We start from the raw sequence: 23,417 nt of genomic DNA on the forward strand, positions 1-23,417 counted from the left end.
CCGAGCCACCCGTATCGCGCGAATCACCCGATTCGTCGTTCCGTACGGACAAGTCTGCGCCCGCCCGCCCCCTGCGCCCGGCGGTATTCGGACATCGCACCCGGAGGTGCGAGGCCGGCCGGCACATGCCACCCCGCCCCGACCTCGCGCCGCGCCCGGCCGGGGCGGCTGAAGAACCTACCGGTAGTTCACGAACTGCACGGCGAAGTCGAAGTCCTGCCCCTTCAGTAGCGCCTGCACGGCCTGCAGGTCGTCCCGGCTCTTCGAGCTGACCCGCAGCTCATCGCCCTGGACCTGCGCCTTGACGCCCTTCGGGCCCTCATCGCGAATGATCTTGGCCACCTTCTTGGCGTTCTCCTGGGAGATACCTTCCTCGATCGTGGCGAAGATCTTGTACTCCTTGCCGGACAGCTGCGGCTCGCCCGCGTCCAGCGACTTCAGTGAGATGCCCCGCTTGATCAGCTTGGACTGGAAGATGTCGAGGATCGCCTTCACGCGCTCCTCGCCGTTCGCCTCCATCAGGATCTTCTCGCCGGACCAGGAGATCGAGGCACCCGTGCCCTTGAAGTCGTAGCGCTGCGAGATCTCCTTGGCGGCCTGGTTGAGGGCGTTGTCGACCTCCTGCCGCTCGACCTTCGAGACGATGTCGAAACTGGAGTCGGCCATGACGTGTGGCTCCTTGCGTCGTATGCGGTGGGTACAGGGCAAAGCCTAGCCACCGCCGACCGCCGCGAGCACTGATCAATCAGGTGGCGGAGCACCCCCGGTCATCAGGTATCGTTTACGTCGTCGCCAAGGAGCCCCAGTCAAACGGAGTTCCAATGCGTCGTTCGAGGCGGTGTGCCCGAGTGGCCAAAGGGAGCAGACTGTAAATCTGCCGGCTTCGCCTACCCAGGTTCGAACCCTGGCGCCGCCACAGAACGGGAAACCCCCGCTGACCTGCCAACACAGCAGATCAGCGGGGGTTTTTGCATGCTCCGGACGTCCCCGGGGGAGGGTGCCGAAATGCGCGGCTTGTCTCACCTCATACCGCCGGTATCCCGCCTCTGATCAGGTCGTGTCCCCCACCTGTCCCCCGGGGGACAGGTGGCATGCTCACTCCGGTTCGTTCCACTCACGCAGCGCCGCATCGATCCGATGGTTGGCACGCTCCTGCGTCTGTGCCAGCACCTTCGCGTACACCCGGAACAGAACGGCGATGGTGTGCCCCGCCCGCCGCGCGCACTCCATCGGATCCACCCCGGAACTGGGCCAGAACGAGACCCCGGCGTGGCGCAGATCATAAGGACGGCGCGCGAGCAAAGACGCGGCCTCCTGCTCGGTCAGCACGTCCTTGCGGGCCCGCGCCCAGACTTCGCCGTATCCAGTCTCCTGGAGCAGCCCTCCACGGCTCGTCCGGAACAGCCGACCGTCCGGAGCGACGCCGTGTGTGGCGATGTGCTGACGCAGCAGCCGTACGAAATGCGGCGGGATCGGTACGGGCCGCGAGTCCTTGACCGCCCGCGCCTTGAGGTGCCGCATCTCGTGCGCCTGCCCGTCGTCGGTCCAATTCCGCCCAGCCCGAGTAGCCCCCTGGCGCAGCGTCAGGGAGCCCCATCCCGTTTCCGGCAGGTGGCATTGCTCGCGACGAAGGGCGGTTGCTTCGGCCGGCCGCATGGCCGCGTAGTACAGGCAACCGAAGAATGCTTCCAAGTGCGCACCGCGCGGCCCCTGCTCGCGCACACCCTTGAGCAGCGAGCGAGCCTGGCGAGGATTGGCGACGCTCTCGGGGTCGACTTCCTCGGCAGACTTCGGCGCGGCCCACTTGACGGTCGTCAGCGGGTTCACGGGCGTGGTGAAGTACCTCTCTTCGACCGCGAGGCCCAGCACGTCACTGAGGCAGGCGCGCTTGCGCCGGGCGGTGCGAGGCGCGGCCGGCTTTCCATCGATCTTCAACCCCAGGGCGTCCAGTGCCACGCGGACCATGGCTGCGTCCTCGAGGGTGGAGACCGGTACCGAGTTCTTGGCCATCCATTGCAGAGCGCGGGCGATGTCCTCGGGTGGTTCCTCCTCCCACCGGTTTCGGTTGTACGCCCACCCGTACAGGGCTCGCCGCAGCAGCGCGGAGTCGGGCTTCCCGGCGGTCGACTTCACGAGCGCCGGGGTGATCGTTGCCAGGGCATCCGCGTAGTTCTTACGTGACTTGGCCGGCGCCACCGACCACTTGCGGTCGATGTAGGCCCGGGTGTGCTCGTACCAGGTGATCGAGCCGTGCAGGGCCCGTAGTTCGGAGGTGGGCAGGCCCTTGTCCTCGTCGAACTGCTCGCCGCGGCGAACCGAGGCCATCAACTCCGACCGTCGGCCGTCGGCTTGCACCTTGAGCTTGTAGCTCTTGGAATGCTTGCGTTGCCCGACCACCCAGCGCACCCGATAAGGCTTAGGGCGGTCCGGTCGCGCCCCGATCGTATAGAGGCGCACGTCGTACGTAAGGGGCATGACTCTCCAGGAACGGGCCGAGGGCCCGCCGCTACGGCGGGCCCTCGGGGGTGCGTGCATCGCTTCGGGTCAGGCGGCAGCGCGCTGCTCGCAGCGCTCCCACCATGCGTCCAGGTCTGCACGGCTCACACGGAGCTGACCGTTGGGCAGCTTCTGGATGCGAGGGGCCAACTCCTCTTCCACCTGCTCAGGCGCCTTCCACTGGACCTGGGGGAGAGGGTTCTGGGGCAGAAGCCCGGCGTCGACCGCGTAGCCGAGCGCGTAGTGGAAGATCGCTCGCTTCCTGCGAATGGTCGAAGCGGATGCCGTGGCGCGCCGCGACCACAGCCACAGCGGCCATGAGTCCGGCCAGCGGCAGGAACGCTGTGAACCGGTGGGGGATCAGGACTTGGTCGACCAGGTTCTTGAAGAGCCACACCGAAGCGACTTCACCCGCGGACCTCGAGATGAGGAGGACGACACTCGCGGCGAGCCGGTACCGGTCGGGGCGTGCCCACGGCCAGAAGCGGAGGAACGCGTCGGCCGAAGACACGCCCGCCGCAAGGGGCACTGGACTGTCCTCGGCTGCCGGGGCCACGGGCTTGATGTGAGCCGAGTCGGCGGGTGTCGCGTCCGCCAAGCGGGGTCACCTTCTCGGGGAGGGAGCCGGGTGGGGGCATGCGGCGGAAGGGGGGCGACGGACGGGACGCGCCGTCGCCCCCCCCGATGACGATCCTCGGGTGAGGCGGCGATGCTTAGTAACCGCCGCCGTAGCCGCCGCCGAAGCCGCCGCCGTAGCCGCCGCCACGGCCGCCACGGCCGCCACGGCCGCCGCGTCCGCCGTAGCCGCCGCGTCCGCCGTAGCCGCCACGGCCGCCGTAGCCGCCACGTCCGCCACGGCCACCACCGCGGCCACCACCTCGGCCACCGCGGCCGTTGAAGATCGAGAATGCGCTCATGACGTACCTCCTGTGTGACTGGATGTGCCGGAAGGACTTCGCAGCCCATTGGTTGCCTGATATCGGCCCCAACGGCACCGAAGACATTCATGCAGCTGGGGTGGGACCCCTTGGGCAATCCGGCGTGGACTGGGGTGATCGATCGGAACCCTCCATGAACGTACCTAGATCAGCCTAAGAGTGCTCGTTCATGCACAAACAGTGACCACCCTCGTGTGGGTGTGTGACACCTCGGCGGATGTCTCCCGAGGCGGTAGAGAAGCGACCCAGTTCGCGGCGGCGCCACACGGCTGCCGAACCTGCCTTTGAGGCTGTGAGATCAATGCCTGACGTGAACTCAGTAGCCCTTCGCCAAATACAGACTGACGCCACATCATGTGTCGTCGGATGGGATGCGCCGTTGACCGCCGCCCGCTATGGGACCGCGCTCGGGCAGGATCGGAGCGGGGTGCCACGACCCTCGGGCAGCATCGGAGCGGGGTGCCACGACCCTCGGGCACGTGATCGGAATGGTTGGGATTCGCGGCAGCCATTCAGGTGACGTGACCACCTGAAGAACTCTGTCGCCGGAGGGCATCGAGACCGCTGGTCTGACTGCAGTCTTTGACGGCAACACCGGTGCACCCTGCCGTACCAGGAAAGTCGATGCCGGACGCTGCGCAGGACGCTAGCGAGCCGCATACCCGGCCCTTGGGCCGCCGGAAGGAACTCCTAAAGCGGTGTTCCTGCGGCCCCTTCCCCCGGGTGTGCCCCAGGGGCGTCTAGCAACGGAGAAGTCGCAGGTGAGAGGGGTTAAGGGGAGCCCTCTGCAAATCTGCCGGCTCAGCCTACCCAGGTTCGAACCCTGGCGCCGCCACACGAACAAAGGGGTCTGCGACCAGCGGAAACGTTGGTCGCAGACCCTTTCGCTTTGGTCGGACCCGACAGCTCGCTATAGGACTTTTGTCTCACCTTGTCGCGTCGGATCTCGCGTGGTGGCCAGCTTGTGTGGGGCAGGCGTGGGGCAGCGTTCAGCGGGCTACCTTCCGCCCCGCAGCGTCGCCTCGATCCGAGCGTTCGCTGTCGTTGCGGCACCATCCAGACACTTGGCGTAGACGTGGAACAGCACGGCCACGCTGTGGTCGGCGCGTTGCGCCACTACCTCCCTCACGAGCTATTACCCGCCCGAGCATGTCGAGGGCACGCGGATCGTCGACCCGACGCCAGGGCCTGCCGGCCGGGGCGGTGGCTTCCGCGTGCTGTATGACGCGGGATACGAGATCGACCACATGCGCGAAGAGCTGTTCGCGAGGATCGCGTCGCCCGAGGAGGCAGCATTGCTCCAGTTGTCGCCAGGGGAATGGGTCGTGGAACTTCACCGCACCACGTACACCGCCGATGCCCAACGGCTCTGGAACTTCCAGCAGATGCACCATGAGCCGCGTCCCTGTTCGGTGGGCATCGGACTAGGCAGCCACGACTTGGGGGTGGCCGATGCAACGGTCGACCTGTACCAGCGCGGCATGATGCCGCTCATCGTCTTCACGTGTGCCACGAGCCGCACCACGCGTGAGCGGATGCCCAGGGGAGAGGCAGAGCACTACCGGGAGCGGGCACTGGAGCTGGGCGTACCGACGGACGCCGTACTAGTCGAACCGAATGCGCGAAACACCGGCGAGAACATCCGTTTTTCGCGCTCACTGCTCGCAGAATGCGGGGTCGACATCTTGTCCGTCCTGCTCGTCAGCAAGCCCTACGAGGAACGGAGAGCCCACGCGACCGCGCGCAAGCTCCGGCCGCAAGTCGAGATCGTCAGCGCGCCCGGACCGATGACTCTCGCAGAGTACGTGGACTCATTCGGGCCGGCGGCCTGCCCACACGCCCCAACAAGCGAAGAAGAGCCCGTCAGCAAGCTGACGGGCTCCCGCGAAATTTCGAGGCTAACCTGCCATCAGGTCAGATCGTCGGTGTGTCATCGACGATCTCCTTGTGCGGTTCGACAATGAACCTCCAGCCATCGCTGGGCTCCAGGAACCGCACTCGGGTCGGGTAGATGTCCAGGGCACGGCGGTCGCGGTTTTGGCTGTTCGTGTTCTTCCGCCCCCGGGCCGGCTCCTCGTACAGGTCGACCTTGACGTCCGGCACCGCGACGGTTTCCTCGCTCCAGCGCTGAACGATCCCCGCGCCGAACGCGTCCCGTGCGGCGGAGTAGAGCGACTCCAGGGATTCCTTTTTCCCGTCAGGCACGAAGAGCGCGAGGTTCAGGAGGACGCCGGCACTCTGGAGAACCTCGATTTCTTCCCCTGTCTTGTCGGCAATCCAGATCCCGCGCTCTTCGGCATTGTCCGGGAGGACATGAATTTCCTCACCGAAGATTGTCCTCGCAGTGAAGGACCCTCCCTCGAAATTCTTACCCGGCCCCGTAAGGAAAGCCGGGGCGTAGCAGTCGAGAGGAAGGCCATCCATCTCCGCCGAGACGAAGATGGCGTCCTGGAGGCCCAATTCCGAAACCTCTCCGACCGTAAGACGTCGAGCCGTAACCTTCTCGGTATTCACGCCATTCCCCTTTTTTCGTGGCGTCCTGTAAATTCATTAGGACTATACCATGAAAACGAACAGTCAATCCATTTACACACACCTTCGCTCTCGCGAAAGTACAGTCAACCCTCCCGGTAATTTATTTCTACAGAACAGCAGGCAAATCCTCTCGCATCGCCAGCGAAGCGTAGCCCGCGTAAAGAAATACGGTGAGGTCCAAGAGGTGACGAGGTGACTCACCGCTTCGGCGGGGTTTTCGGAACCAAGTCGGCCGACAAGTGAAATGTGAGCGGCCTTGGTCGAATGGCAACCCAGCGACCCAATCGGGCGAACCACGGCGGTCGCCTCTCCGATCGGGCACTTCACACCTCGCCCCGACGGCCGCCTTCGCGGGGCGGCCATCTCTTCACCCACGGCCCAGGCGGAGTCGAAGGAGTAGCACCGGTGCTCCCACTCCAATCGATCCGCACCAGTAGGACGTCCTGGCGCGACCGCGCCGTCGAGCCGGTGATCCGCGAGGCTCTGCGGCGCCTGACCGACGACCGGCTGCCCAAGGACACCAACGCCATCGGCGGCTGCTGGACCCGCGCCAATGACCCCGTGTCGTAAGGGCCGCCTAATTAACCAAGGCGAGCGCATCGCGTCCCGAGCCCCGGCCCGCCGTCGGAGTAGCCCGGTCGGGCGAGCCTGCCCGCGGTCGCTGGCACCCGTCACGAGTTGCCCAGCGATGGCTGGCACTATCGGTAGGAGCTGCGGCGTAATCAGCAGCGTTGTCATAGGAAGTCCAACGCGCGGGGCGGCTGTACGTCACCCACAGCACCGGCGTGGGCTGCGGGCTGCCGCATGGCCTTACGCCTAGGGGCGTGTCTCTCTGATCACGTGGTTCGTTGTTCCGTCATGACTCGTCCGAGCGGTCCTGGCCAGGGGGACCGGTCGACTGGTCGGTTGATGTCGCCGAGGAGGTGTGCCGCGTGGCTGATGAACGGGCATGGTTGGGCGAGTTGTTGGCATCAGTGGAGTCAGCACCCCCGGAGGTGGCTGTCGCCGTACTGGCCGAGCTGCTGATGAGGAGGCTTGCCGCGACCGAGGTGTCCTTTCTGATCACGGACCTTGGCGGCAAGGCCGTCGTACGGCTGACCGGGGCCGCTGGGGAGGGCGGGCCGGAGCAGCCGCAGCGGATCGAGTTGCGCGGCTCGATCTACGACCGAGTGGTCCGTTCCCAGCAAGCGCACGTGGCGAGTGGCGAGCGGGCGGGAGAGGCCGGACCAGGCCCGGTCGAGGTCATCGCGCCGGTATCCGACCGCGGGGATGCGATCGGTTTGCTGGAGCTGACTCTGCCCGCCCGCCCCGACCGTCAGACGATGCAGCTCATCGTGGAGGCCGCCCACGCGCTGGCCTACGTGGTGATCGTCAACCGGCGCTTCACCGATCTGTACGAATGGGGCCGGCGCACCACACGGCTGTCGCTGGCCGCCGAGATCCAGCACCGTCTGCTCCCCGACTCCTTCACGTGCGACACCGGCCGGTTCATCGTCGCGGGTGCACTGGAACCAGCTGCCGACATCGGCGGGGACACGTTCGACTACACGCTCGACCGTCACGCCCTGCACCTGTCCCTCACCGACGCCATGGGCCACGACGTACAGGCGGCACTGCTGGCGACCGTGATCGTCGGAGCCCTGCGCAATGCCCGCCGAGGGAGCGGCAGCCTCCTCGACCAGGCAAACGATGCCCATCAGGCCGTCGTCGACTACGCCCACCAAGCACATCAGGCGTACGCCAACCAATCGGACCAGGTACATCAGGCCGTCGCCCAGCACGGGGGACAGGCCATGGCCACCGGTCAACTGCTGCGTGTCAGTCTCGACACCGGCCAGACCACCTTCGTCAACGCCGGCCACGTCTGGCCATTGCGCCTGCGCGACGGGCAGGTCGAGGAAATCGCTCCCCTGGTCGACCTGCCCTTCGGTATCACCCCGAACCCGGGATACCGCGTCCAGAGCCTCGACCTGCGTCAGGGCGACCGACTGATCCTGCTCACCGACGGAATGCTGGATCCCCACGGGCCCGAAGCCGACCTGTGCGACCTGATCCGACAAACCAGCGAGTGGCACCCACGCGACGCTGTACGTGTCTTCACCGAAGCCGTCCTCGAATTCTCGAACCACGACCCCCGCGACGACGCCACCGTCCTGTGCCTGGACTGGCCCGCGCCCAATGCCGCCTACACCGGACCCAGAACCGCACCGGCAGCAACGGCTCAAGCCGCTCCCACTCAGGGCCAGTCGCAGTCATGACCGACAACGAACCACGTGATCGAAGAAACACGCCCTAACTGAGGGCTGCCCCCTGGTAGGCGCACGACGACAGCTACGGCACCTCACCGTTTGTCGGAATGCCCGTATATGACCTGTATGAGGACGCCCTCTGCCTGGCGATGTACCGCATCCGACGCCGCGCGTAGATCCATCAGGGGTTATGGGACGGCCGGTAGGGTCGAGTTATGGCGCTTCGCATGGAGTGGTCGATTGAAGGCCCCTTCTCTGGGGCGGCAGGGCAGACCGTGCGCGACGTGCAAGAAGCTGTGTACTGGCTGGACGGGTCAGTGATGCGGATCCAGGAGCGCGCGGGCCTGCCCCCATTTGAGTCCGATCGGCTCGGCCAGTGCGCGCGGCTCCTGCGCGCCCGGATGCTCGACGAAGCAGACAGTGCGACGTCGCGCGGTAAGCAGTGGTCGGCCGCTGTCGGCCCTCTCAGGATGACGCTCACCCCGACCGGCTGAAAGCCGCAGACAGTGCGCCGAACCGGCGCGTCTTCTGGGGCGTGCAGATCTTTAACTCGTCTGTTTGACCTTGGTTCAGGTGTCGTCGGTAGCGAGGAACGTCGCGACGTCGGTTGGTGTGCGGGGACGTCGTCGCTGTGGCTCGTGTCGGATGGGCTATCGGATCGCCTGGAACCGCTGCTGCCGCAGTGCCAGAGGCGCTTCCGAACGCCCCAGGCTCTTTGAGTATCTGTACGGGTAGCAGTGGTCCGTACATTTAACAAATGATGGCCGTCATGACCACCACCTCGTGGATCGTGATGCTCGTCCCGGCTGTTCTTTTGGTTTCTGCCGTTGCGGCCTGGCCCGGCTCCTCAGCTCCACGCCAACAGCAGAGGTCCCGCATACGCCGCGTCCTCTTCTTACCTCTCGGTGTCGTCCTGGTGCTTGCTCTCGCAGCGTGCGGTCGCGCGACCAGCGAGAAGACCGTGCGCAGACTCGCTGGCAACCCAGAAGCAGTGAAGGCACGGCAGGAAGCCGAGTCTGCGAGCCGGGACACCATCGCCGTCTGGGACACCGATACCCCGCTCACGCTCGGTCTGGTCGTTTTGGAGGATGCGTGCGCTGGCGGGCAAGCGAAGGAGTGGTTCTTCCAAACGGGTGACGACCGGTACAAGATCCGCTGCACGATGTACGTCACTGCCTACTTCGGCGCCGACCCCCGCCATGTGGCCGACACTGTCGACGGTGTCCTCACCGCAGGGGACCGCACCGGATCCCCCATCCCTTTCGGCCACGACTTCCAGTACGCGCGCACAGTCGTCGACTACTACCGGGGGAAGGCGGGCGACCCGCAAGGGCCTGGGACCGGCGAACCGAAGGAGCTGTTCAGCGCAGGCACGATCACTCTCAACTGGGACCAGGTGCACACCAGAGGCACGCGTGAACTGATCGAAGAGCCGCGCCCGTGCGCACCCCATGATCCGCCGGTGCGGCGGTGTCTGCACGAGCCGACCTCCACCAGCGTGGCTGATCTGCGTCGCAAGTACGGGATGGTATTCAAACTCACCTTCCCCACCAAGGACTACTTCACCGTCTGGAAGTAACCGGACCGGCGCCGCGACCTCACAACGGCTCACACCGTGAGCCGAGTTGTCGGTGGGCGAAGCTGCGTTTGACGACCCAGCGGTAGGTGTCCAGTAGCACCCCTGCCGCAGTGGTCAGAAAACGGACCAGCCGCCCCCGAAAAGGGCCCCAACATATGAGACGCCGAGGCCGACCAACGCGAACAGCGCTAGGACGAGCAGGGTGACCACGGTGAACTGGCCACCGGCAGACTTCAGGAAGCGTTGCCAGTTCACGCGCCGAGCGTTCATGCCCCCACCATTCTTCGCGGTACCGCGCTCTTCCCCTTCATCCGCTGATCAAGGACTGGAGCGGGGCTGGTTGTGGACCGTACATCCAGGTCCCACAGGTGCGGGTCGTCATCTAGTCTCGCGCCACCATGGCAGTCGCAATCTTGATTTCCCCAGGTGTCCCCAACGGCAGGGTCTGGGAAGAAAACAGCAGGTCAGGCGGGGTAGATGGAGCCCGCTGTAAATCTGCAGGGTACCGAGCCGGCAGTCTGTGGGCCGTAGGCACGTGACTGGGGCTCCGGGAGCGGGTGGCCCACGACCAGGGCTGCGCGGCTCTGTCCACGAGAACGGGCCCTGGCACGGCCGGTTCAGGGGGGCGCGTCGTGACAGTTTTGATCGTTGGTGGTTCCGGGTTCTTGGGTGCCGAGCTGGTCCGGCAAGCGGCAGTGGCCGGGCTCACGACGGCCGCGACTTACGCAACCAGGCCCGGGAGCACTCGAGAGGTCGCGTGGCACGCCCTCGACCTGCGGGATCCCGGAAATGTGGAAGCGCTCGTGGCCGAGGTCGGCCCTCGTGTCGTCGTCAACGCGTCGAGCGGCGGGGCGAACTGGGCGGTCACGGCCGAGGGGCCTGCCCGTCTGGCGATGGCGGCGGCGAAGTCCGGCAGCCGTCTGATCCATGTCTCCAGTGACGCCGTGTTCTCCGGCGCCCGCGTCCACTACGACGAGTCCTGCCTGCCCGATCCCATCACCCCGTACGGGGCGGCGAAGGCCGCGGCGGAGACAGCGGTTCTTCTCGTGCATCCGGACGCCGTGGTCGCCCGCACCTCGCTGATCATCGGTGACGGGCAGTCCGTACACGAACGTGCTGTACACGAACTTGCCACCGGGGCCCGCGCCGGCGTCCTGTTCACAGACGACATCCGTTGCCCGGTGCATGTGACCGACTTGGCCGCAGCTCTCATGGAACTCGCGTCGGGAGATGCGAGCGGCATCCACCATCTCGGTGGAAACGAGGCCCTGAGCCGTCACGATCTCGGCATCCTGATAGCCAGGCGCGACGGACTTGACGACTCCCGACTGCCCACGGGTCTGCGCGCAGACAGCGCCGTTCCCGGGGCCCTCGACGTACGCCTCGACGGCCGCGCAACACAGCGCAAACTGCGCACCACGCTGCGCGGCGCCCACCAGTTCCTCACCCCGGCGGCTTGAATGGCCGGAGCCCGGCGGTTCGCTTCTATCCCCGCTCGCCGCGCGCACTCCATCGCCGCCGAGATCGGGCTGGACCGGCGGGGTCGGGGCCGAAGGAGCGGCGGGCGGCCGCCTTGGCCGGTGCGGCCGGCCTCGGTATCGGCACGGAGGTGTTCGAGGCGGACCGTCTTGCCCCTGAAGAGGCTTTCGCGCGTCCAGTGTCAGTTGTGGTGACTTGCCGGGATTTATGGAACGGACCGTCAAGTAGCCGCTACGCCCTGTGTGATGTGAGCAAATAAGTACCTCCTGTGAAGAGATTCTTCCTGTAAAGCTTTGAACAGATCACAAGATGGTCACTAGGGTCGGGCATCGAACCTTCGAACGATTGATCACCCATCCGGGGTGGCAGCGAAGGAACCGCCGAGTCCGTGACGTGCACGGAGCCGGGGATTCACGTCCCCTCATAGCCCGGTAGGCGGCTCGAGGAAGAAGGAGCTCGCCTTCGTGGCGTCCCACCGTCGTCCCAAGCAGCCGAGCCGTACCCGCGTGACCGTGCTCACCGCGACCGCCGCTGCAGCCGTTGCCCTGACCTCCCAGGCCGCCCATGCCGACCCCAAGCCGACCAAGAGCGAGGTCAAGGCGAAGGTCGACAAGCTCTACCACGAGGCGGAGGAGGCAACCGAGCAGCACAGCCTGGCCAAGGAGAAGCAGGAAAAGCTCCAGAAGCAGATCGGCGCGCTCCAGGACAAGGTGGCCCGCAGCCAGCAGGAACTCAACACGCTCCGCAGCGGCCTCGGTTCGCTCGCCGCCGCACAGTACCGCTCCGGTGGCATCGACCCCTCCGTGCAGCTCTTCCTCGCCTCCGACCCGGACAGCTTCCTTGACCAGGCCTCCGCGCTCGACCAGTTGACGGCCAAGCAGGCCGATTCGCTGGCGAAGATCCAGGAGAAGCAGCGGTCCCTCGCGCAGGAGCGCGAAGAGGCCCAGGGCAAGCTGAGCGACCTCGCGGACATCCGCAAGACGCTTGGCGAGAAGAAGAAGAAACAGCAGGCCAAGCTCGCCGAGGCCCGCGAGGTGCTCAACACTCTCACCGTCGCCGAGCGCAACAAGATGCGCCAGGACGACCTGCGTGCCAGCCGCGCCGCCGGTGACCGGGTCGACCTCGGCAACGAGGCCCCCGCCTCCGCCCTCGGTGCCGCCGCCCTCCAGGCCGCCGACACCCGGGTGGGTATGCCGTATGTCCGCTCCGCCACGGGTCCCGGCTCCTTCGACTGCTCGGGCCTGACCCAGTGGGCCTACGCCCAGGCCGGTGCCCAGATCACCCGCACCACGTACACCCAGATCAACCAGGGCACCCGGATCGCGCGCAGCCAACTGAAGCCGGGCGACCTGGTCTTCTTCAACAACACCACGCACGTGGGCCTCTACGCGGGCAACAACACCGTGCTGCACGCCCCGTATCCGGGCGCCTACGTCCGCTACGAGTCGATGAACACCATCGGCAGCTTCCAGGCCGCGGTGCGCATCTGATCACGCCCCAACGGGCGAATTCCCGCGCCCCGTACCGACTGTCCGCCCCGCCGGAGACCACAGGTCACCGGCGGGGGACCGTGCATCTGGTTGCGACCTGCGGCGATGTGCAAGGGCCGCCGCCTGGCCGCCTCTGGGACCCGGCCCCTTCCCGTATGGCCAGGCTGATGTGTCTCTGTAGTACTGGTCAGCCGTGCATCGCGGTGCTGTAGACGTACAGGGCGATCACACCGGCGACGCAGGCGAGGATCACCCATGAATCGAAACCGGTGTGTTTCCCATCAAGGCGCCTCGCAAGCGCGGCGCGCGCCGTAGACCCCGGCTGGGGGTTGCCTCTGTCTTCGCCCCGTCCAGCGCCGAGGGGTTGCGGCTCCTGCCTGCCACGATTCGCAGGTCTGCTCACCGTCACCCATTCTGGGTAATAGGGCGTCCCTGGCATAAGCCCGGTCATCCCGAAGCACCGAACCAGGGGCACTCGGGAGGAGAAAGCCATGCGTATACGACGACTGCTAGGCCTCGCCCTCGCCACAGCAACCCTCGCCGGCGTGAGCGCCGTCGGCGGCGCTGCCGCTCAGGCAGCGACGTATCCGGCCGTCTCGTCCGAACAGTGCACGGCCCAGGGCGGAACGGTCAGCCCTGGCGGCCCCTACCGCTCCTCCATGTGCAACTTCCCCGACGGGCGCTCGGAAAGCATTACCTGAGCGCGCCGGACCAGATGGGCGGGGCATGACGGCCCTGGCGTCATGGCGGCCGGTAGGCCCGTCACGACAGCGCTACCGGCTGGACTGTCCGTGATTCCCAAGCTCATGCTGGAAGCCCGAAAAGGCTGGCCGGCCGCCCACGTCGATCGACGATGCCCCGCAGACGCCGATCGTGGTGCCAGGCCCACAGTCAGTTCGAATCTCGTATCCTCCGCCAGTTCCTCACCGGGCACGATGACGAAAGGCCCCACCGTCCGCGGTGGGACCCTTCGTCGTATGTGGTTGCAGTTGTCGTTCCGGCGGCTGATCGCTATCGGGTGCGGCGTACGGCACTGCCCCTGCCTGCGGCGTTGCGGCGCAGGCGGTGGTGGGTGATCTCCGTTGCGCACACCACTGCGGGGACGGCGATGACGGGCACGGCCCACCACGGGATTCCGATCCACGCCGCCGGCAGGCCCACCCCGAAAGAGGCCGCGGTGCTGGTGATGAGCAGCTGCTTGCCGTACGGGTCCCAGATGAAGGGCTCGTAGTCACGGGGACTGGCAAGGCGCACCGCACCGAACACGAAGGCCTGAGCCGCGAAGAGCGCGGCGAGCACGCCGACCGCGGCGTTCATCTGGATCTCGTCACGGGGGGCCTCCGAGGTGTTCTGCCCTACGCCGTCCTTGCTGAGCACCACGATGTCGTGCCGCCAGGCGGTGGCCGTGACCCGGTCGCCGGGCTTGAGCCGTCTCAGGAGCGGTCCCGGGTTGCCGAAGGACACGGTTCCCCGCCAGGAGTCCTGATACGTCAGTGTCGCCTCGTTGGCGACGCTCCTCCCGACGGCCTTGTCCACCGCCGTCTTCACCACGGTGAGGTGCCAGGTGCTCAGGCAGTCCGTCCGGCCCTGCCGCATTGCGCGGGAGGAGCACGGCTCGGCCGCGCGGTAGTCCTTGTAGCGCTCACTGTCGGAGGGCAGCCACCAGGCGAACACCAAGTAGCAGGCTGCTGCCGATATCAGGGACAGCAGGATCAGTAACACGCCCGTGAATCGCGTCCGGCCCGGCGATCGTCGGCCGGCACCATCCTTGCCCGGCCGCCTGCCCGTGCTGTGGGCCCTCGCCCGTGTTGTCATCGCTTACCCCCTCCGCCCAGCTTCCAGTAGCCGCAAGTCGGAACACAACGAGGTCGGACGGCAGTCCGGGAGAGGTAGTGGCTTCCGTAACCCGGCAATGCCAGCCGCGATGGGGGCAGTCGAAGGGCGGAACGGATCGTGGGATCCGAGTGGAGCAGTGGACGAGAGGGCTTCGTCGAGCTCAATGGGTGCGCGCCTGCATGGTCAACCTTCGGCGGCGCGACGTCACGATCGCCGAACTTCGATGGCAATGATCAAGGTTCGCTGTCACAGGACGCCGCACACCGGACCAACCGACAGGCAGAACCCGGACATTGATCACGGCCTCACGCACGCCCTGGTCAGCCGTGCATCGCGGTGCTGTAGACGTACAGGGCGATGACACCGGCGACGCAGGCGAGGATCACCCATGAACCGAAACCGGTGTGTTTCCCAGTGCCTTTGGGCCGCGCGGTCTTCCCGGACCGATTGGACCGATTGGATCGCTTGGACCGCCTGGGCGCTGCCCGTCCCGGCGCGACCGGCGCCACATCGGCCGCCGCCTCGGCGAGCAGGCGACGGCAGGTCGCGGCGAGCACGCCCGTACCGGCGGAGAGGGGCACCACGGCCTCCGAACGCGCCGGAGCGGTGGTGCCGCCGTCCAGGATGCGCCCCGCGCGTACGAGAAGCTCGTCCCGGCCGCCCGCCGGAGCGAGGCTGATCCACCGTCGTACATGCTCACCCCGGATGACCACACCGCCGGACCGCTCCCTATACACGGTGTGTTCCCGCCACAATATCTCCGCCAACTCAGCTGCGGTGTCCCTCAGTTGTGCGCTCACAACCCCTCCCCCTCCGCCCCGCGGCGAATCGAACAAGCATCGCACTTTAGCGGCAGGCGCAGAGCGGGAGTCCAGCAGTCCCCCAGCGGCCGCGCCCGCCCCCGGGCATGGATCCAGCACTACGGGGACACACCGGCCTGGCCACTACGGGCGCTGCACCGCTCAGTCAGCGACCGCCGAGGCGGCCTGGATGTCCCACACGGGTACCCTGCTGCGGGAGATACAGGTGCCAGGGGCGAACGGACGCAGTTTCAGCCGGGGATGACGTGGTGCACATGCTTAAGGCGGTAGTCCCAGTCCTCGCCCTGGTGGCGGTGGCGGTGGCGGTGGCGGCGGGGTGCTCCTCGTCCGAGGGCAAGGACGAGCAGCGGCTGACCGGGCTGCGGGAGAACTACTGCCTGCAACTGGGGACGTGGCAGAAGGCGCGGAACGCCGCGGTCGGGGTCACGCCGGAGTCACCAGCGTACGAGGAGGCCGGGCTCGTCGCTCCGGACGTCTTCCTCGCGATGCGACCGCTCCGGGATGAGACCGTCAGCGGAAGCCGCACCTTGGGGGAGGAGACGGTGTTGGCGATAAACAACGGTGACGGCAACGCGGAGGCGCATGTCGTGCAGTACTGCGAAGATGTCGGCTTCGAGACGCTGACCCGTTAGTAGTGCACCGGCACGCACACCATCACGGCGATCTACTCCGGCGACACCAACTACTCCTCCAACAGCGGAAATCCCGAAACCCTCACCCCGACCGTCAAACAGTGCAAGCACCGCCCGGACCACAAGTCGGCTCCCCACAACGGCGGTGGCGACGACAAATGCCGGGACCACTGACCACTGGGAGGCCCCCGGCTTCAAACAGGACGGGCACGACTACCGCGCGGTGAGCATCGTGCCTCAGCCCATCGGGCCGCGAGCAGTTTATGCAGGCGCTCGGCCGGGGTTTCCCAGCGGAGCGTTTCGCGTGGTCGGCCGTTGAGTTCGGCGGCGATGGCGTCGAGGTGTTCGCGGGTGTGGACGGCCAGGCCGGTGCCCTTGGGGAAGTACTGCCGTAGCAGGCCGTTGGTGTTTTCGTGCGAGCCACGTCGCCAGGGGCTGGCCGGGTCGCAGCAGTAGGCCGGGACGTCGGTGGCGATGGTGAACGAGCCGTGGGCGGCCATCACGGCGCCCTGATCCGAGGTCAGGGACCGCACCCCAGATGGGCGGGCAGCGTCCACCTCGTCTCACCCTGATTCGTGCTGTCCCAGCTTTGACCAGTGCGTGTGGGGCCTTCGAGGTCGCCACGGGGCAGACACTCGACGAGGAGGTCCGCCTCCTCCAACGTCTCGTCGTTTAGACTTCCGCCGTCACACATAGTGAGGCAACACGTGAGCAGGGTAACTGAAATGTTGCGTAAACCGTGGCGCCCCCTTGTGCTCGGGGCAGCGCTGATCGTCGCGCTCATCGTGGAGTCGGCTGCGATCGTCGCCCAGCAAGAGCAGCTCGACGATCTGAAGACGCAGCACATCGACATCCAGGGGCACCTCGTCGAACCCAGTGCCTCCGCTCCGTCCGGCCCGCCTGGTCCGTCCGGCCCCCCCGGCCCGCCGGGCAAGGACGGGAAGGACGGGCAGGACGGGAAGGACGGGCGGGATGGGCGCGAGGGCCGTGACGGCCCGCCGGGCAAGGACGGGAAGGACGGTCAAGACGCTGCAGCCGAGCCCGCGCCGACTGAGACCCGGAGTCGCCGTGGAGAGGCCGACGGCAGAGCCTTCCCGGGCAGCTCCTCCGTCATGCACTAGAAGATGTTCACCCCTTTCATCACCGGACGGGGGCGCTCGCAGTTACAGACGGCAACACGCGATGAACTGCGGCACTGGATGCTGGTGAGGTAGTCGATCCTGTGGTTGGCCATAAGCCGACGCGCGGCCATGCGCTCGACTTGGGTGGCCGTTGTCCTGTGCCGGCGAACCGTGAGGTCGCGCTTCGCCTCAATGCTTCAGCGGCTCCGTGCAGGGATGGGCGAACTCGGGGGCTGTCGGGTCGGCGCGGGGCGGACTCGAGGAGGAGGTCCGCCTCCTCCAGCTCCTCGGCATCTACACTTTCGCCGTCACGCACTGTGAGGGATGATGTGAGCACCGTAAACGAAACGCCGCGTAGACCGTGGCGCCCCCTTGCGCTCGGCGCCGTGCTGATCGGCGTGCTTGTCGCGCAGTCGGCTGCACTCGTCGCCCACCAAATGCAGATCGACGATCTGCAGACACAGCACATCGACCTCCAGGCGCACCACGTCGAGCCCGGACCCTCCGGCCCTCCCGGTCCGCGCGGCCCCTCCGGTCCGCCAGGCAGGGACGGCAGGCACGGGCGAGACGGGGAACACGGTCATTACGGTAGGCCTGGCCATAGGGGAAGGAACGGGAGGGACGGCCACGACGGGTAAGGCGCTGCCGCCGAGCCGCCGCCGACTGAGACCGACCGGAGGATGTTCAACCCTCCATGACCGGACGGGGACACTCGCAGTTACAGACGGTGACACGCGGCGAAATGCAGCACTGGGTGCTGGTGAGGTAGTCGACCCTGTGGTTCGCCGGCGAGTCGACGCGTACCCGACCGGAGTGGGGGCGTTCGCCATGTGCTCGACTCGGGTGGCCGTGGGGCATGTGTGGGCCGAGGTACAGGAAATCAGGGCCAACCGACGCGCCGGTGCATTTCACGTTACGGACCGGGATATCAGTCGTGCGTTGGGTGACCCGGACCTGGCCGGCCAGTTCAACAGCGATCGTCGAGGCCACCACGTAGGACACCGTCTTCAGTGAGTCAGTCGACGGCCTTCAAGTCGCCCAGGGCGTCTCCGAGGCCGAGTTCGGTGGCACCGCGGGTCTGTAAGCCCTGCTTGAACAACTCAGCGGTGCGCTGCTGTACTCCCTCGCCTCGGACGAGCTGCTGGAACAGCGCGGCGTCTGCGCGTACTTCGGCAGGAGCCGGCAGGCTGATGGCGTTGATCGCCGACTTGGCTGCGATCAGTGCATCGCGGGGGAAGCCGCATGAACGCCCCCCTCAGGCCGGCCGCACGTGGCCGCCCGCAGCATAGGACCGACCGGAGGACCGGCGGCGCCTGCAGGGAGCCCGGGGCGCCTCACAGCTGTCGGCAGGCAGTCAAGCACTGGCTGGACGGCTTGGCGCCGGTGGGAGCGATGTCCGCGGTGAGGGCTGCCGACGCCTGGTCCCGGTGGGCATCGCCCGTTGCCTGTCCGGCCTCGGCGACGAGACTGCCCAGCCGGCCCCACGTGCTGGGCCGACTGGCGTGCGGTCAGCTGTTGGCTTCCGATGGCTTCATGGAGGCCACGCGCGACGCGGCAGGTGGCCGTGCGGATCAGGGCCGTTGTGCGACTCACGCTTCCTCCTCCCGTCGCGGCCGGACAGCCGGACGGGGCGCTGAATGCGACAACGACATGCGTAGAGGTCGTCACTCGTCCGGCCCAAGAACGCCCGTGCGATCAAGAGTTGGTGAGGGGCATGAGGGGGCGTTCGACGGTGGTTGCGTGTGATCACCGTCGAACGGGTTCCGGGAACCCGGAGCCGCGCAGCCGGCCCCTCAGTTCCCGGCGACGTCCTTCACCGCCACCGTCACCGGCACGCTCCCCGAGATCAGTTCCAGCGTCAGGCCGGCCGTCGCCGGGGTGTCCAGCAGTTCCAGCAGCGCTGCCGCCACGTCGTCGCGCGGCACCGGTGCGCGTCCCGTCGAGACGGACAGCTGGACCTGGCCGGTGCCTGCGTCGCTCGTCAGCATTCCGGGGCGCAGGATCGTCCAGTCGAGTGCCGTCCTGGAACGTACGTACGCGTCGGCGGCGCCCTTGGCTCTCAGGTATGCGTCGAAGACCTCGTTGCCCGGGTGGTCCGGATCGGCACCCATGGCCGACACCACGATGTAGCGCCGTACGCCGGCCCGTTCCGCGGCGTCCGCGAAGAGCACTGCCGCGCCGCGGTCCACCGTGTCCTTGCGTTCCGTACCGCTGTTGGGGCCCGCGCCGGCTGCGAAGACCGCGGCGTCGGCGCCGCGCAGGACCTCGGCCGTCTGGTCCACGGTGGCCGATTCGAGGTCCAGGACGACCGGTTCGGCGCCGGCCGCCCGGAGGTCCTCGCGCTGTTCCGGATTGCGGATGATGCCTGCCGCTTCATCCCCGCGCGCAGCGAGCAGCCGCTCCAGCCGCAGCGCGATCTGACCATGTCCACCTGCGATGACAATGCGCATGGTCACGACCGTACGCCGCAGCGCGCCGCCTCGCTCAAGGCCCGCCGCCCGGACCGAAATCCGGTCGCCCCTGGCGTGGCAGGTCGAGGGCCACGACGGCCTCCGAGTCGCAGTACTCGCGTACCGCGCTCGTGCGTGCCACTACTCGTCCGCGATGCACGACGATCCGGCTGTACGCGAGGGAGAGCACGCCCGGGAGTTGTTCGCCGCGTACGGCGAGGAGTTCGGCGGGGAAGCCCGCTTCGACGCGGACTTCGGGCAACCCCATGGCCCTTCTGGCGGCGGTGGACACCGTGTCGTACGCGTCCTCGGCCCGTAGTCCGCTCTGTGAGGCGAGCAGGTAGGCGGCCTCCAGCGGGTCGCCTCGGCCGACCGGATTGGCGACGTCGCGCAGCGCCCCGCTGCCGGCCGCTACGTGTACCCCGGCCGCGCGCAGGAGCCGTACCGGTGCCGTGCCTCGACGTTCCGCCCCGCAGCAGCCGCCCTGGGGGAGGCAGATGACGGTCACTCCGGCGGCGGCGAGCTGATCGGCGGCGCGGATCGTGGTCTGCGGGGGGAGGTGGGAGAGGCCGGCGCACGGGCCGATCGAGACTCCGGGCCGCAGTCCGGCTGCCATTGCGGCGAGGCGGGTGAGGCGGGCGGGATCGTCACCGTCCGTATGCAGGTCGACGGGGCAGCCGTGTTCGGCGGCGATGTCCAGGACGGCTTCGGCGTACCCGGCCGGGTCGGGGTCGAGGTCGGGGCAGCCGCCGACGACGCCGGCGCCCATCTTCACCGCGTCCCGGAGCATCGCGAGGCTGTCGGCGCCCGCGGTTCCGGTGAGCAGGCGGGGTACGGCGACCGGGGTGAGGTCGGTGAGTCCGCGCAGTGAGTGGCGTGCCTGCAGTATCGCTTCGAGCGGGGCGAGCCCGGTTGCGTCGCCGATCCGTACGTGTGAGCGCAGTGCGGTGGCGCCGTGGCCGAGTTGCAGGAGGGCAGCTTCGGTGGCGCGGCGCTGGATGTCCTCGGGGTGGTGCGAGGCGGGTCCGAGGCTGTGTGGGCCTGCGCTGTCGGCCGTGAGGGCGGTGTCGCTGTGGGCATGGGGTTCGGCGGGGGCGGGGAGCAGCAGGTAGCCGCGGAGGTCCACACGGGCGCCGGGTGCGGTCAGGCTGCCTGTGGTGCCGACAGCTTCGATGCGGCCGCTGCCGAGCCGTACGTCCACGATGCGGCCGTCGGTGAGACGGGCGCCGCACAGCACCAGCGGGGTGGCTTCGGTGGTGCTGGTGGAGTCGGCGGCGGGGTCGTCCGGCTGCCGTGGCTGGCTGTCGGGCATCGTGCTCCTGAACGGGTTGCAAGATCACGCAGAGTGAGTCGAGCCTAGGGGCGTGTTCGTCCCGGTTCGAGCAGGGGCGAAATAGTCGTACCGGTGTGGCCTGACGCGGCGTACGGGGCGGGTGTGGGGGGCCGGGACGGTCGGTGCGGTGGCCGGACCGGGGGTGGCCGGGGGTGGATCAAGTCGCTGATCAGGTGGCCGGTCCGGTCTTCGACCGGCTGGGGACGAGTGGCCGATCCAAGGGATCGGGGCGGCGGCGATCTACGTCTCGGCGGGGGGCTCCGAAACGGATTTGGGCGATCGGCGAAGGACCGTGTAATGTCTTCATCGCTCGCCCCAATAGCTCAGTCGGTAGAGCGTCTCCATGGTAAGGAGAAGGTCTACGGTTCGATTCCGTATTGGGGCTCTGGTGATCGGGGAACCCCGCCTCGCGGCGGGGGGACTCGGCATCAAAGCGGTGTAGCTCAGTCGGTAGAGCAAGCGGCTCATAATCGCTGTGTCACCGGTTCAAGTCCGGTCACCGCTACTTACGGTAGCCGATTGTGGGGTCGGTCCTTCGATCGGCTACTCTTTTTTGCGTTCATCCGTCCATCCGTCCGTCCAAGGAGCACTCACGTGGCTGCCACCGACGTCCGCCCGAAGATCACGCTGGCCTGCGTGGAGTGCAAGGAGCGGAACTACATCACCAAGAAGAACCGGCGTAACAACCCGGACCGTCTTGAGATGAAGAAGCACTGCCCGCGCTGCAACTCGCACACTGCGCACCGCGAAACCCGCTGAAACAGGCTCGTACACGAGGCCGTCCCCACTGGGGGCGGCCTCGTGTCGTTGTATAGGGCTGTTCTGTGCAGGGCTGCTCTTCGGCCCATTCGTCTTTCCATCAGGAGGTAGCGAGCCCATGGCGCTCGACCAGTCCTTCGTGGGGCGGACCTATCCGCCCACCGCGCCGTACGAGGTCGGCCGGGAGAAGATCCGTGAGTTCGCCGAGGCGGTGGGCGACTCCGATCCGGCGTATGTGGATCCAGCGGCTGCTCGTGCGCTCGGGTATTCCGATGTGATCGCGCCGCCCACCTTTGTCTTCTCGATCACGTTCAAGGCTGCGGGGCAGGTGGTGCAGGACCCGCAGCTGGGCCTGGACTACAGCCGTGTCGTGCACGGTGACCAGAGGTTCACGTATGTGCGTCCGGTGCGGGCGGGGGACCGGCTGACGGTCACCTCGACGATCGAGGGCATCAAGTCCCTGGCGGGCAACGACATCCTCGACATCCGTGGCGAGGTCCACGACGAGGCCGGCGAGCATGTCGTGACCGCGTGGACGAAGCTGGTGGCGCGCGCCGCCGAGGAGGCGTGATGACGGCGAAGGTTGCGTACAAGTCGGTCGAGGTCGGTACGGAGCTGCCCGCGCAGTCGTTCCCGGTGACCCGCGCGATGCTGGTGCAGTACGCGGGTGCCTCCGGTGACTTCAACCCGATCCACTGGAACGAGAAGTTCGCGCGTGAGGTCGGGCTGCCGGATGTGATCGCGCACGGCATGTTCACCATGGCCGAGGCGATCCGGGTGGTCACGGACTGGGCCGGGGACCCGGGTGCGGTCGTGGAGTACGGGGTGCGGTTCACCAAGCCGGTCGTCGTGCCGAACGACGACATGGGTGCGCTGGTCGAGGTCAGCGCCAAGGTGGCGGCCCTGCTGGACGACAACCAGGTGCGGGTGGACCTGACGGCGATGAGTGAGGGCAAGAAGGTGCTGGGCATGTCCCGCGCCGTCGTGCGGCTCGCCTGAGCTGCTGAGTCGATCTGTGCGTAAGGGGCACCCGCTCATGGTGGGTGCCCCTTACGCGTCGGCTCCTTGTGCGGCTTTCCTGGGCTCACGCATATCGCTTGACCAAGTTAGTGATTGAGTACTAACTTAGCTGCATGGCCAGGATGAGTGCAGAAGAGCGACGCGAGAGCGTCATCCTCGCGGCGATCGCCGAGTTCGCCCGCGGCGGGTACAACGGCACCTCCACGGAGGCGATCGCCAAGCGGGTCGGTGTCTCGCAGCCGTACCTCTTCCGCCTCTTCCCGAGCAAGCAGGCCATGTTCCTCGCCGCCTCCGACCGCTGCCTGGCGGACACCCGGAAGGTCTTCGCCGAGGCCGGTGACGGCCTGGAGGGCGAGGAAGCGCTCCAGGCCATGGCGGAGGCGTATCAGCGCCTCATCGTCGACGACCCCGACAAGCTGCAGATGCAGATGCAGATGTACGCGGCGATCGCCGCGGCCGAGGCCGCCGGGGACCACGAGTTCGGCGAGTCGGCGCGGGCCGGCTGGCTGCAGATGTGGGACGAGATCCACCTCGCGCTCGGCGCCGATGCCGGCGAGACCACGACATTCCTCGCCTACGGCATGCTCATCAACACCTTGGCCTCGCTCGGCTTCCCGTCCGACCATCGGGTGTGGGCCGGTTTCTACCCCTCGGCTCGGCCGACCGTCTGAACAGCGCG

23 protein-coding genes, 3 tRNA genes and 2 pseudogenes are annotated in these 23,417 nt (G+C 67.3%); 17 read left to right on the forward strand and 11 right to left on the reverse strand.

What is annotated here, in order from left to right; all coding sequences use genetic code 11:
• Positions 1–177 precede the first annotated feature (177 nt).
• The gene (locus ACIA8E_RS15725; protein ID WP_030926258.1) at positions 178–666 is read right to left on the reverse strand and encodes a YajQ family cyclic di-GMP-binding protein; all 489 of its coding nucleotides are present in this window, start codon (positions 664–666) and stop codon (positions 178–180) included.
• A 168-nt stretch (positions 667–834) separates the two neighbouring features.
• On the opposite strand from ACIA8E_RS15725, the gene ACIA8E_RS15730 reads away from it, so the two are divergent.
• Positions 835–916, forward strand: a tRNA-Tyr gene (locus tag ACIA8E_RS15730).
• A 179-nt stretch (positions 917–1,095) separates the two neighbouring features.
• Here the strand turns inward: ACIA8E_RS15730 and ACIA8E_RS15735 are convergent.
• The 3 genes and pseudogenes from ACIA8E_RS15735 to ACIA8E_RS15745 form a co-directional block, all read right to left on the reverse strand.
• Positions 1,096–2,475: a tyrosine-type recombinase/integrase gene (locus ACIA8E_RS15735; RefSeq protein ID WP_399298314.1), complete on the reverse strand. Its 1,380-nt coding sequence runs from the start codon at positions 2,473–2,475 to the stop codon at positions 1,096–1,098.
• A gap of 69 nt (positions 2,476–2,544) precedes the next feature.
• A pseudogene (locus tag ACIA8E_RS15740) lies at positions 2,545–2,643 on the reverse strand (excisionase); the annotation flags it as partial.
• A 566-nt stretch (positions 2,644–3,209) separates the two neighbouring features.
• Positions 3,210–3,413 (reverse strand): hypothetical protein, encoded by a 204-nt coding sequence (locus tag ACIA8E_RS15745; RefSeq protein WP_399298316.1) that lies wholly within the window; start codon positions 3,411–3,413, stop codon positions 3,210–3,212.
• Positions 3,414–4,600: 1,187 nt separating this feature from the next.
• Between ACIA8E_RS15745 and ACIA8E_RS15750 the strand changes: the two genes are divergently transcribed.
• Positions 4,601–5,398, forward strand: coding sequence for an ElyC/SanA/YdcF family protein (locus ACIA8E_RS15750; protein WP_399298701.1), 798 nt, complete (start codon positions 4,601–4,603; stop codon positions 5,396–5,398).
• Here ACIA8E_RS15750 and ACIA8E_RS15755 read toward each other — a convergent pair.
• Positions 5,349–5,948 carry a hypothetical protein gene (locus tag ACIA8E_RS15755; protein WP_399298318.1) on the reverse strand — a complete coding sequence of 200 codons (600 nt, stop codon included), beginning with the start codon at positions 5,946–5,948 and terminating at the stop codon, positions 5,349–5,351. The two genes, ACIA8E_RS15750 and ACIA8E_RS15755, sit on opposite strands and share 50 nt — an antisense overlap.
• A gap of 426 nt (positions 5,949–6,374) precedes the next feature.
• On the opposite strand from ACIA8E_RS15755, the gene ACIA8E_RS15760 reads away from it, so the two are divergent.
• The 7 genes from ACIA8E_RS15760 to ACIA8E_RS15790 all read left to right on the forward strand — a co-directional run bounded on the left by ACIA8E_RS15760 (position 6,375) and on the right by ACIA8E_RS15790 (position 13,467).
• Positions 6,375–6,539 carry a hypothetical protein gene (locus ACIA8E_RS15760; protein WP_399298320.1) on the forward strand — a complete coding sequence of 55 codons (165 nt, stop codon included), beginning with the start codon at positions 6,375–6,377 and terminating at the stop codon, positions 6,537–6,539.
• Between the two features lie 362 nt (positions 6,540–6,901).
• Positions 6,902–8,227, forward strand: a complete 1,326-nt coding sequence (locus ACIA8E_RS15765) for a PP2C family protein-serine/threonine phosphatase (RefSeq protein ID WP_399298322.1) — start codon at positions 6,902–6,904, stop codon at positions 8,225–8,227.
• A gap of 206 nt (positions 8,228–8,433) precedes the next feature.
• Positions 8,434–8,712 carry a hypothetical protein gene (locus tag ACIA8E_RS15770; protein WP_399298324.1) on the forward strand — a complete coding sequence of 93 codons (279 nt, stop codon included), beginning with the start codon at positions 8,434–8,436 and terminating at the stop codon, positions 8,710–8,712.
• 275 nt (positions 8,713–8,987) lie between these two features.
• A complete protein-coding gene (locus tag ACIA8E_RS15775) occupies positions 8,988–9,797 on the forward strand; it encodes a hypothetical protein (RefSeq protein ID WP_399298326.1) in 810 nt (269 codons plus the stop codon).
• Between the two features lie 632 nt (positions 9,798–10,429).
• Positions 10,430–11,257: an SDR family oxidoreductase gene (locus tag ACIA8E_RS15780; RefSeq protein WP_399298328.1), complete on the forward strand. Its 828-nt coding sequence runs from the start codon at positions 10,430–10,432 to the stop codon at positions 11,255–11,257.
• Positions 11,258–11,740: 483 nt separating this feature from the next.
• Complete coding sequence (locus ACIA8E_RS15785; protein ID WP_399298330.1) at positions 11,741–12,766, forward strand: NlpC/P60 family protein; 1,026 nt, start codon at positions 11,741–11,743, stop codon at positions 12,764–12,766.
• A 491-nt stretch (positions 12,767–13,257) separates the two neighbouring features.
• Complete coding sequence (locus tag ACIA8E_RS15790) at positions 13,258–13,467, forward strand: hypothetical protein (RefSeq protein ID WP_399298331.1); 210 nt, start codon at positions 13,258–13,260, stop codon at positions 13,465–13,467.
• Between the two features lie 310 nt (positions 13,468–13,777).
• Here the strand turns inward: ACIA8E_RS15790 and ACIA8E_RS15795 are convergent, their stop codons facing one another.
• Positions 13,778–14,488, reverse strand: coding sequence for a hypothetical protein (locus ACIA8E_RS15795; protein ID WP_399298333.1), 711 nt, complete (start codon positions 14,486–14,488; stop codon positions 13,778–13,780).
• Positions 14,489–14,922: 434 nt separating this feature from the next.
• A complete protein-coding gene (locus tag ACIA8E_RS15800; protein WP_399298335.1) occupies positions 14,923–15,402 on the reverse strand; it encodes a hypothetical protein in 480 nt (159 codons plus the stop codon).
• Between the two features lie 275 nt (positions 15,403–15,677).
• Here ACIA8E_RS15800 and ACIA8E_RS15805 point away from each other — a divergent pair, with 275 nt between their 5' ends.
• Complete coding sequence (locus tag ACIA8E_RS15805; RefSeq protein WP_399298337.1) at positions 15,678–16,055, forward strand: hypothetical protein; 378 nt, start codon at positions 15,678–15,680, stop codon at positions 16,053–16,055.
• 194 nt (positions 16,056–16,249) lie between these two features.
• On the opposite strand, the pseudogene ACIA8E_RS15810 reads toward ACIA8E_RS15805, so the two are convergent.
• Positions 16,250–16,585: pseudogene (locus ACIA8E_RS15810) on the reverse strand (IS30 family transposase); the annotation flags it as partial.
• 195 nt (positions 16,586–16,780) lie between these two features.
• Here ACIA8E_RS15810 and ACIA8E_RS15815 point away from each other — a divergent pair.
• Complete coding sequence (locus tag ACIA8E_RS15815) at positions 16,781–17,176, forward strand: hypothetical protein (protein ID WP_399298339.1); 396 nt, start codon at positions 16,781–16,783, stop codon at positions 17,174–17,176.
• A gap of 308 nt (positions 17,177–17,484) precedes the next feature.
• Here ACIA8E_RS15815 and ACIA8E_RS15820 read toward each other — a convergent pair whose 3' ends face one another.
• From ACIA8E_RS15820 to ACIA8E_RS15830, 3 genes are all read right to left on the reverse strand, one after another.
• Positions 17,485–17,664: a hypothetical protein gene (locus ACIA8E_RS15820; RefSeq protein ID WP_399298341.1), complete on the reverse strand. Its 180-nt coding sequence runs from the start codon at positions 17,662–17,664 to the stop codon at positions 17,485–17,487.
• Positions 17,665–18,969: 1,305 nt separating this feature from the next.
• Positions 18,970–19,626 carry an SDR family oxidoreductase gene (locus ACIA8E_RS15825; protein ID WP_399298343.1) on the reverse strand — a complete coding sequence of 219 codons (657 nt, stop codon included), beginning with the start codon at positions 19,624–19,626 and terminating at the stop codon, positions 18,970–18,972.
• 34 nt (positions 19,627–19,660) lie between these two features.
• Entirely contained in the window at positions 19,661–20,938 is a 1,278-nt protein-coding gene (locus ACIA8E_RS15830) for an amidohydrolase family protein (RefSeq protein WP_399298345.1), read from the reverse strand.
• A 333-nt stretch (positions 20,939–21,271) separates the two neighbouring features.
• Here ACIA8E_RS15830 and ACIA8E_RS15835 point away from each other — a divergent pair.
• The 6 genes from ACIA8E_RS15835 to ACIA8E_RS15860 all read left to right on the forward strand — a co-directional run bounded on the left by ACIA8E_RS15835 (position 21,272) and on the right by ACIA8E_RS15860 (position 23,409).
• Positions 21,272–21,344: transfer RNA gene (locus ACIA8E_RS15835), tRNA-Thr, on the forward strand.
• 47 nt (positions 21,345–21,391) lie between these two features.
• Positions 21,392–21,464, forward strand: a tRNA-Met gene (locus ACIA8E_RS15840).
• Between the two features lie 89 nt (positions 21,465–21,553).
• A complete protein-coding gene (gene rpmG, locus ACIA8E_RS15845; protein WP_003956487.1) occupies positions 21,554–21,718 on the forward strand; it encodes a 50S ribosomal protein L33 in 165 nt (54 codons plus the stop codon).
• A gap of 118 nt (positions 21,719–21,836) precedes the next feature.
• Positions 21,837–22,289 carry a MaoC family dehydratase N-terminal domain-containing protein gene (locus tag ACIA8E_RS15850; RefSeq protein ID WP_399298347.1) on the forward strand — a complete coding sequence of 151 codons (453 nt, stop codon included), beginning with the start codon at positions 21,837–21,839 and terminating at the stop codon, positions 22,287–22,289.
• The gene (locus tag ACIA8E_RS15855; protein WP_399298349.1) at positions 22,289–22,717 is read left to right on the forward strand and encodes a MaoC family dehydratase; all 429 of its coding nucleotides are present in this window, start codon (positions 22,289–22,291) and stop codon (positions 22,715–22,717) included. Before ACIA8E_RS15850 ends, ACIA8E_RS15855 begins: the two co-directional genes overlap by 1 nt.
• 143 nt (positions 22,718–22,860) lie before the next feature.
• Complete coding sequence (locus tag ACIA8E_RS15860) at positions 22,861–23,409, forward strand: TetR/AcrR family transcriptional regulator (protein ID WP_399298351.1); 549 nt, start codon at positions 22,861–22,863, stop codon at positions 23,407–23,409.
• Positions 23,410–23,417 lie beyond the last annotated feature (8 nt).

This window comes from Streptomyces sp. NPDC051664, assembly GCF_044453545.1.
Lineage (GTDB): Bacteria > Actinomycetota > Actinomycetes > Streptomycetales > Streptomycetaceae > Streptomyces.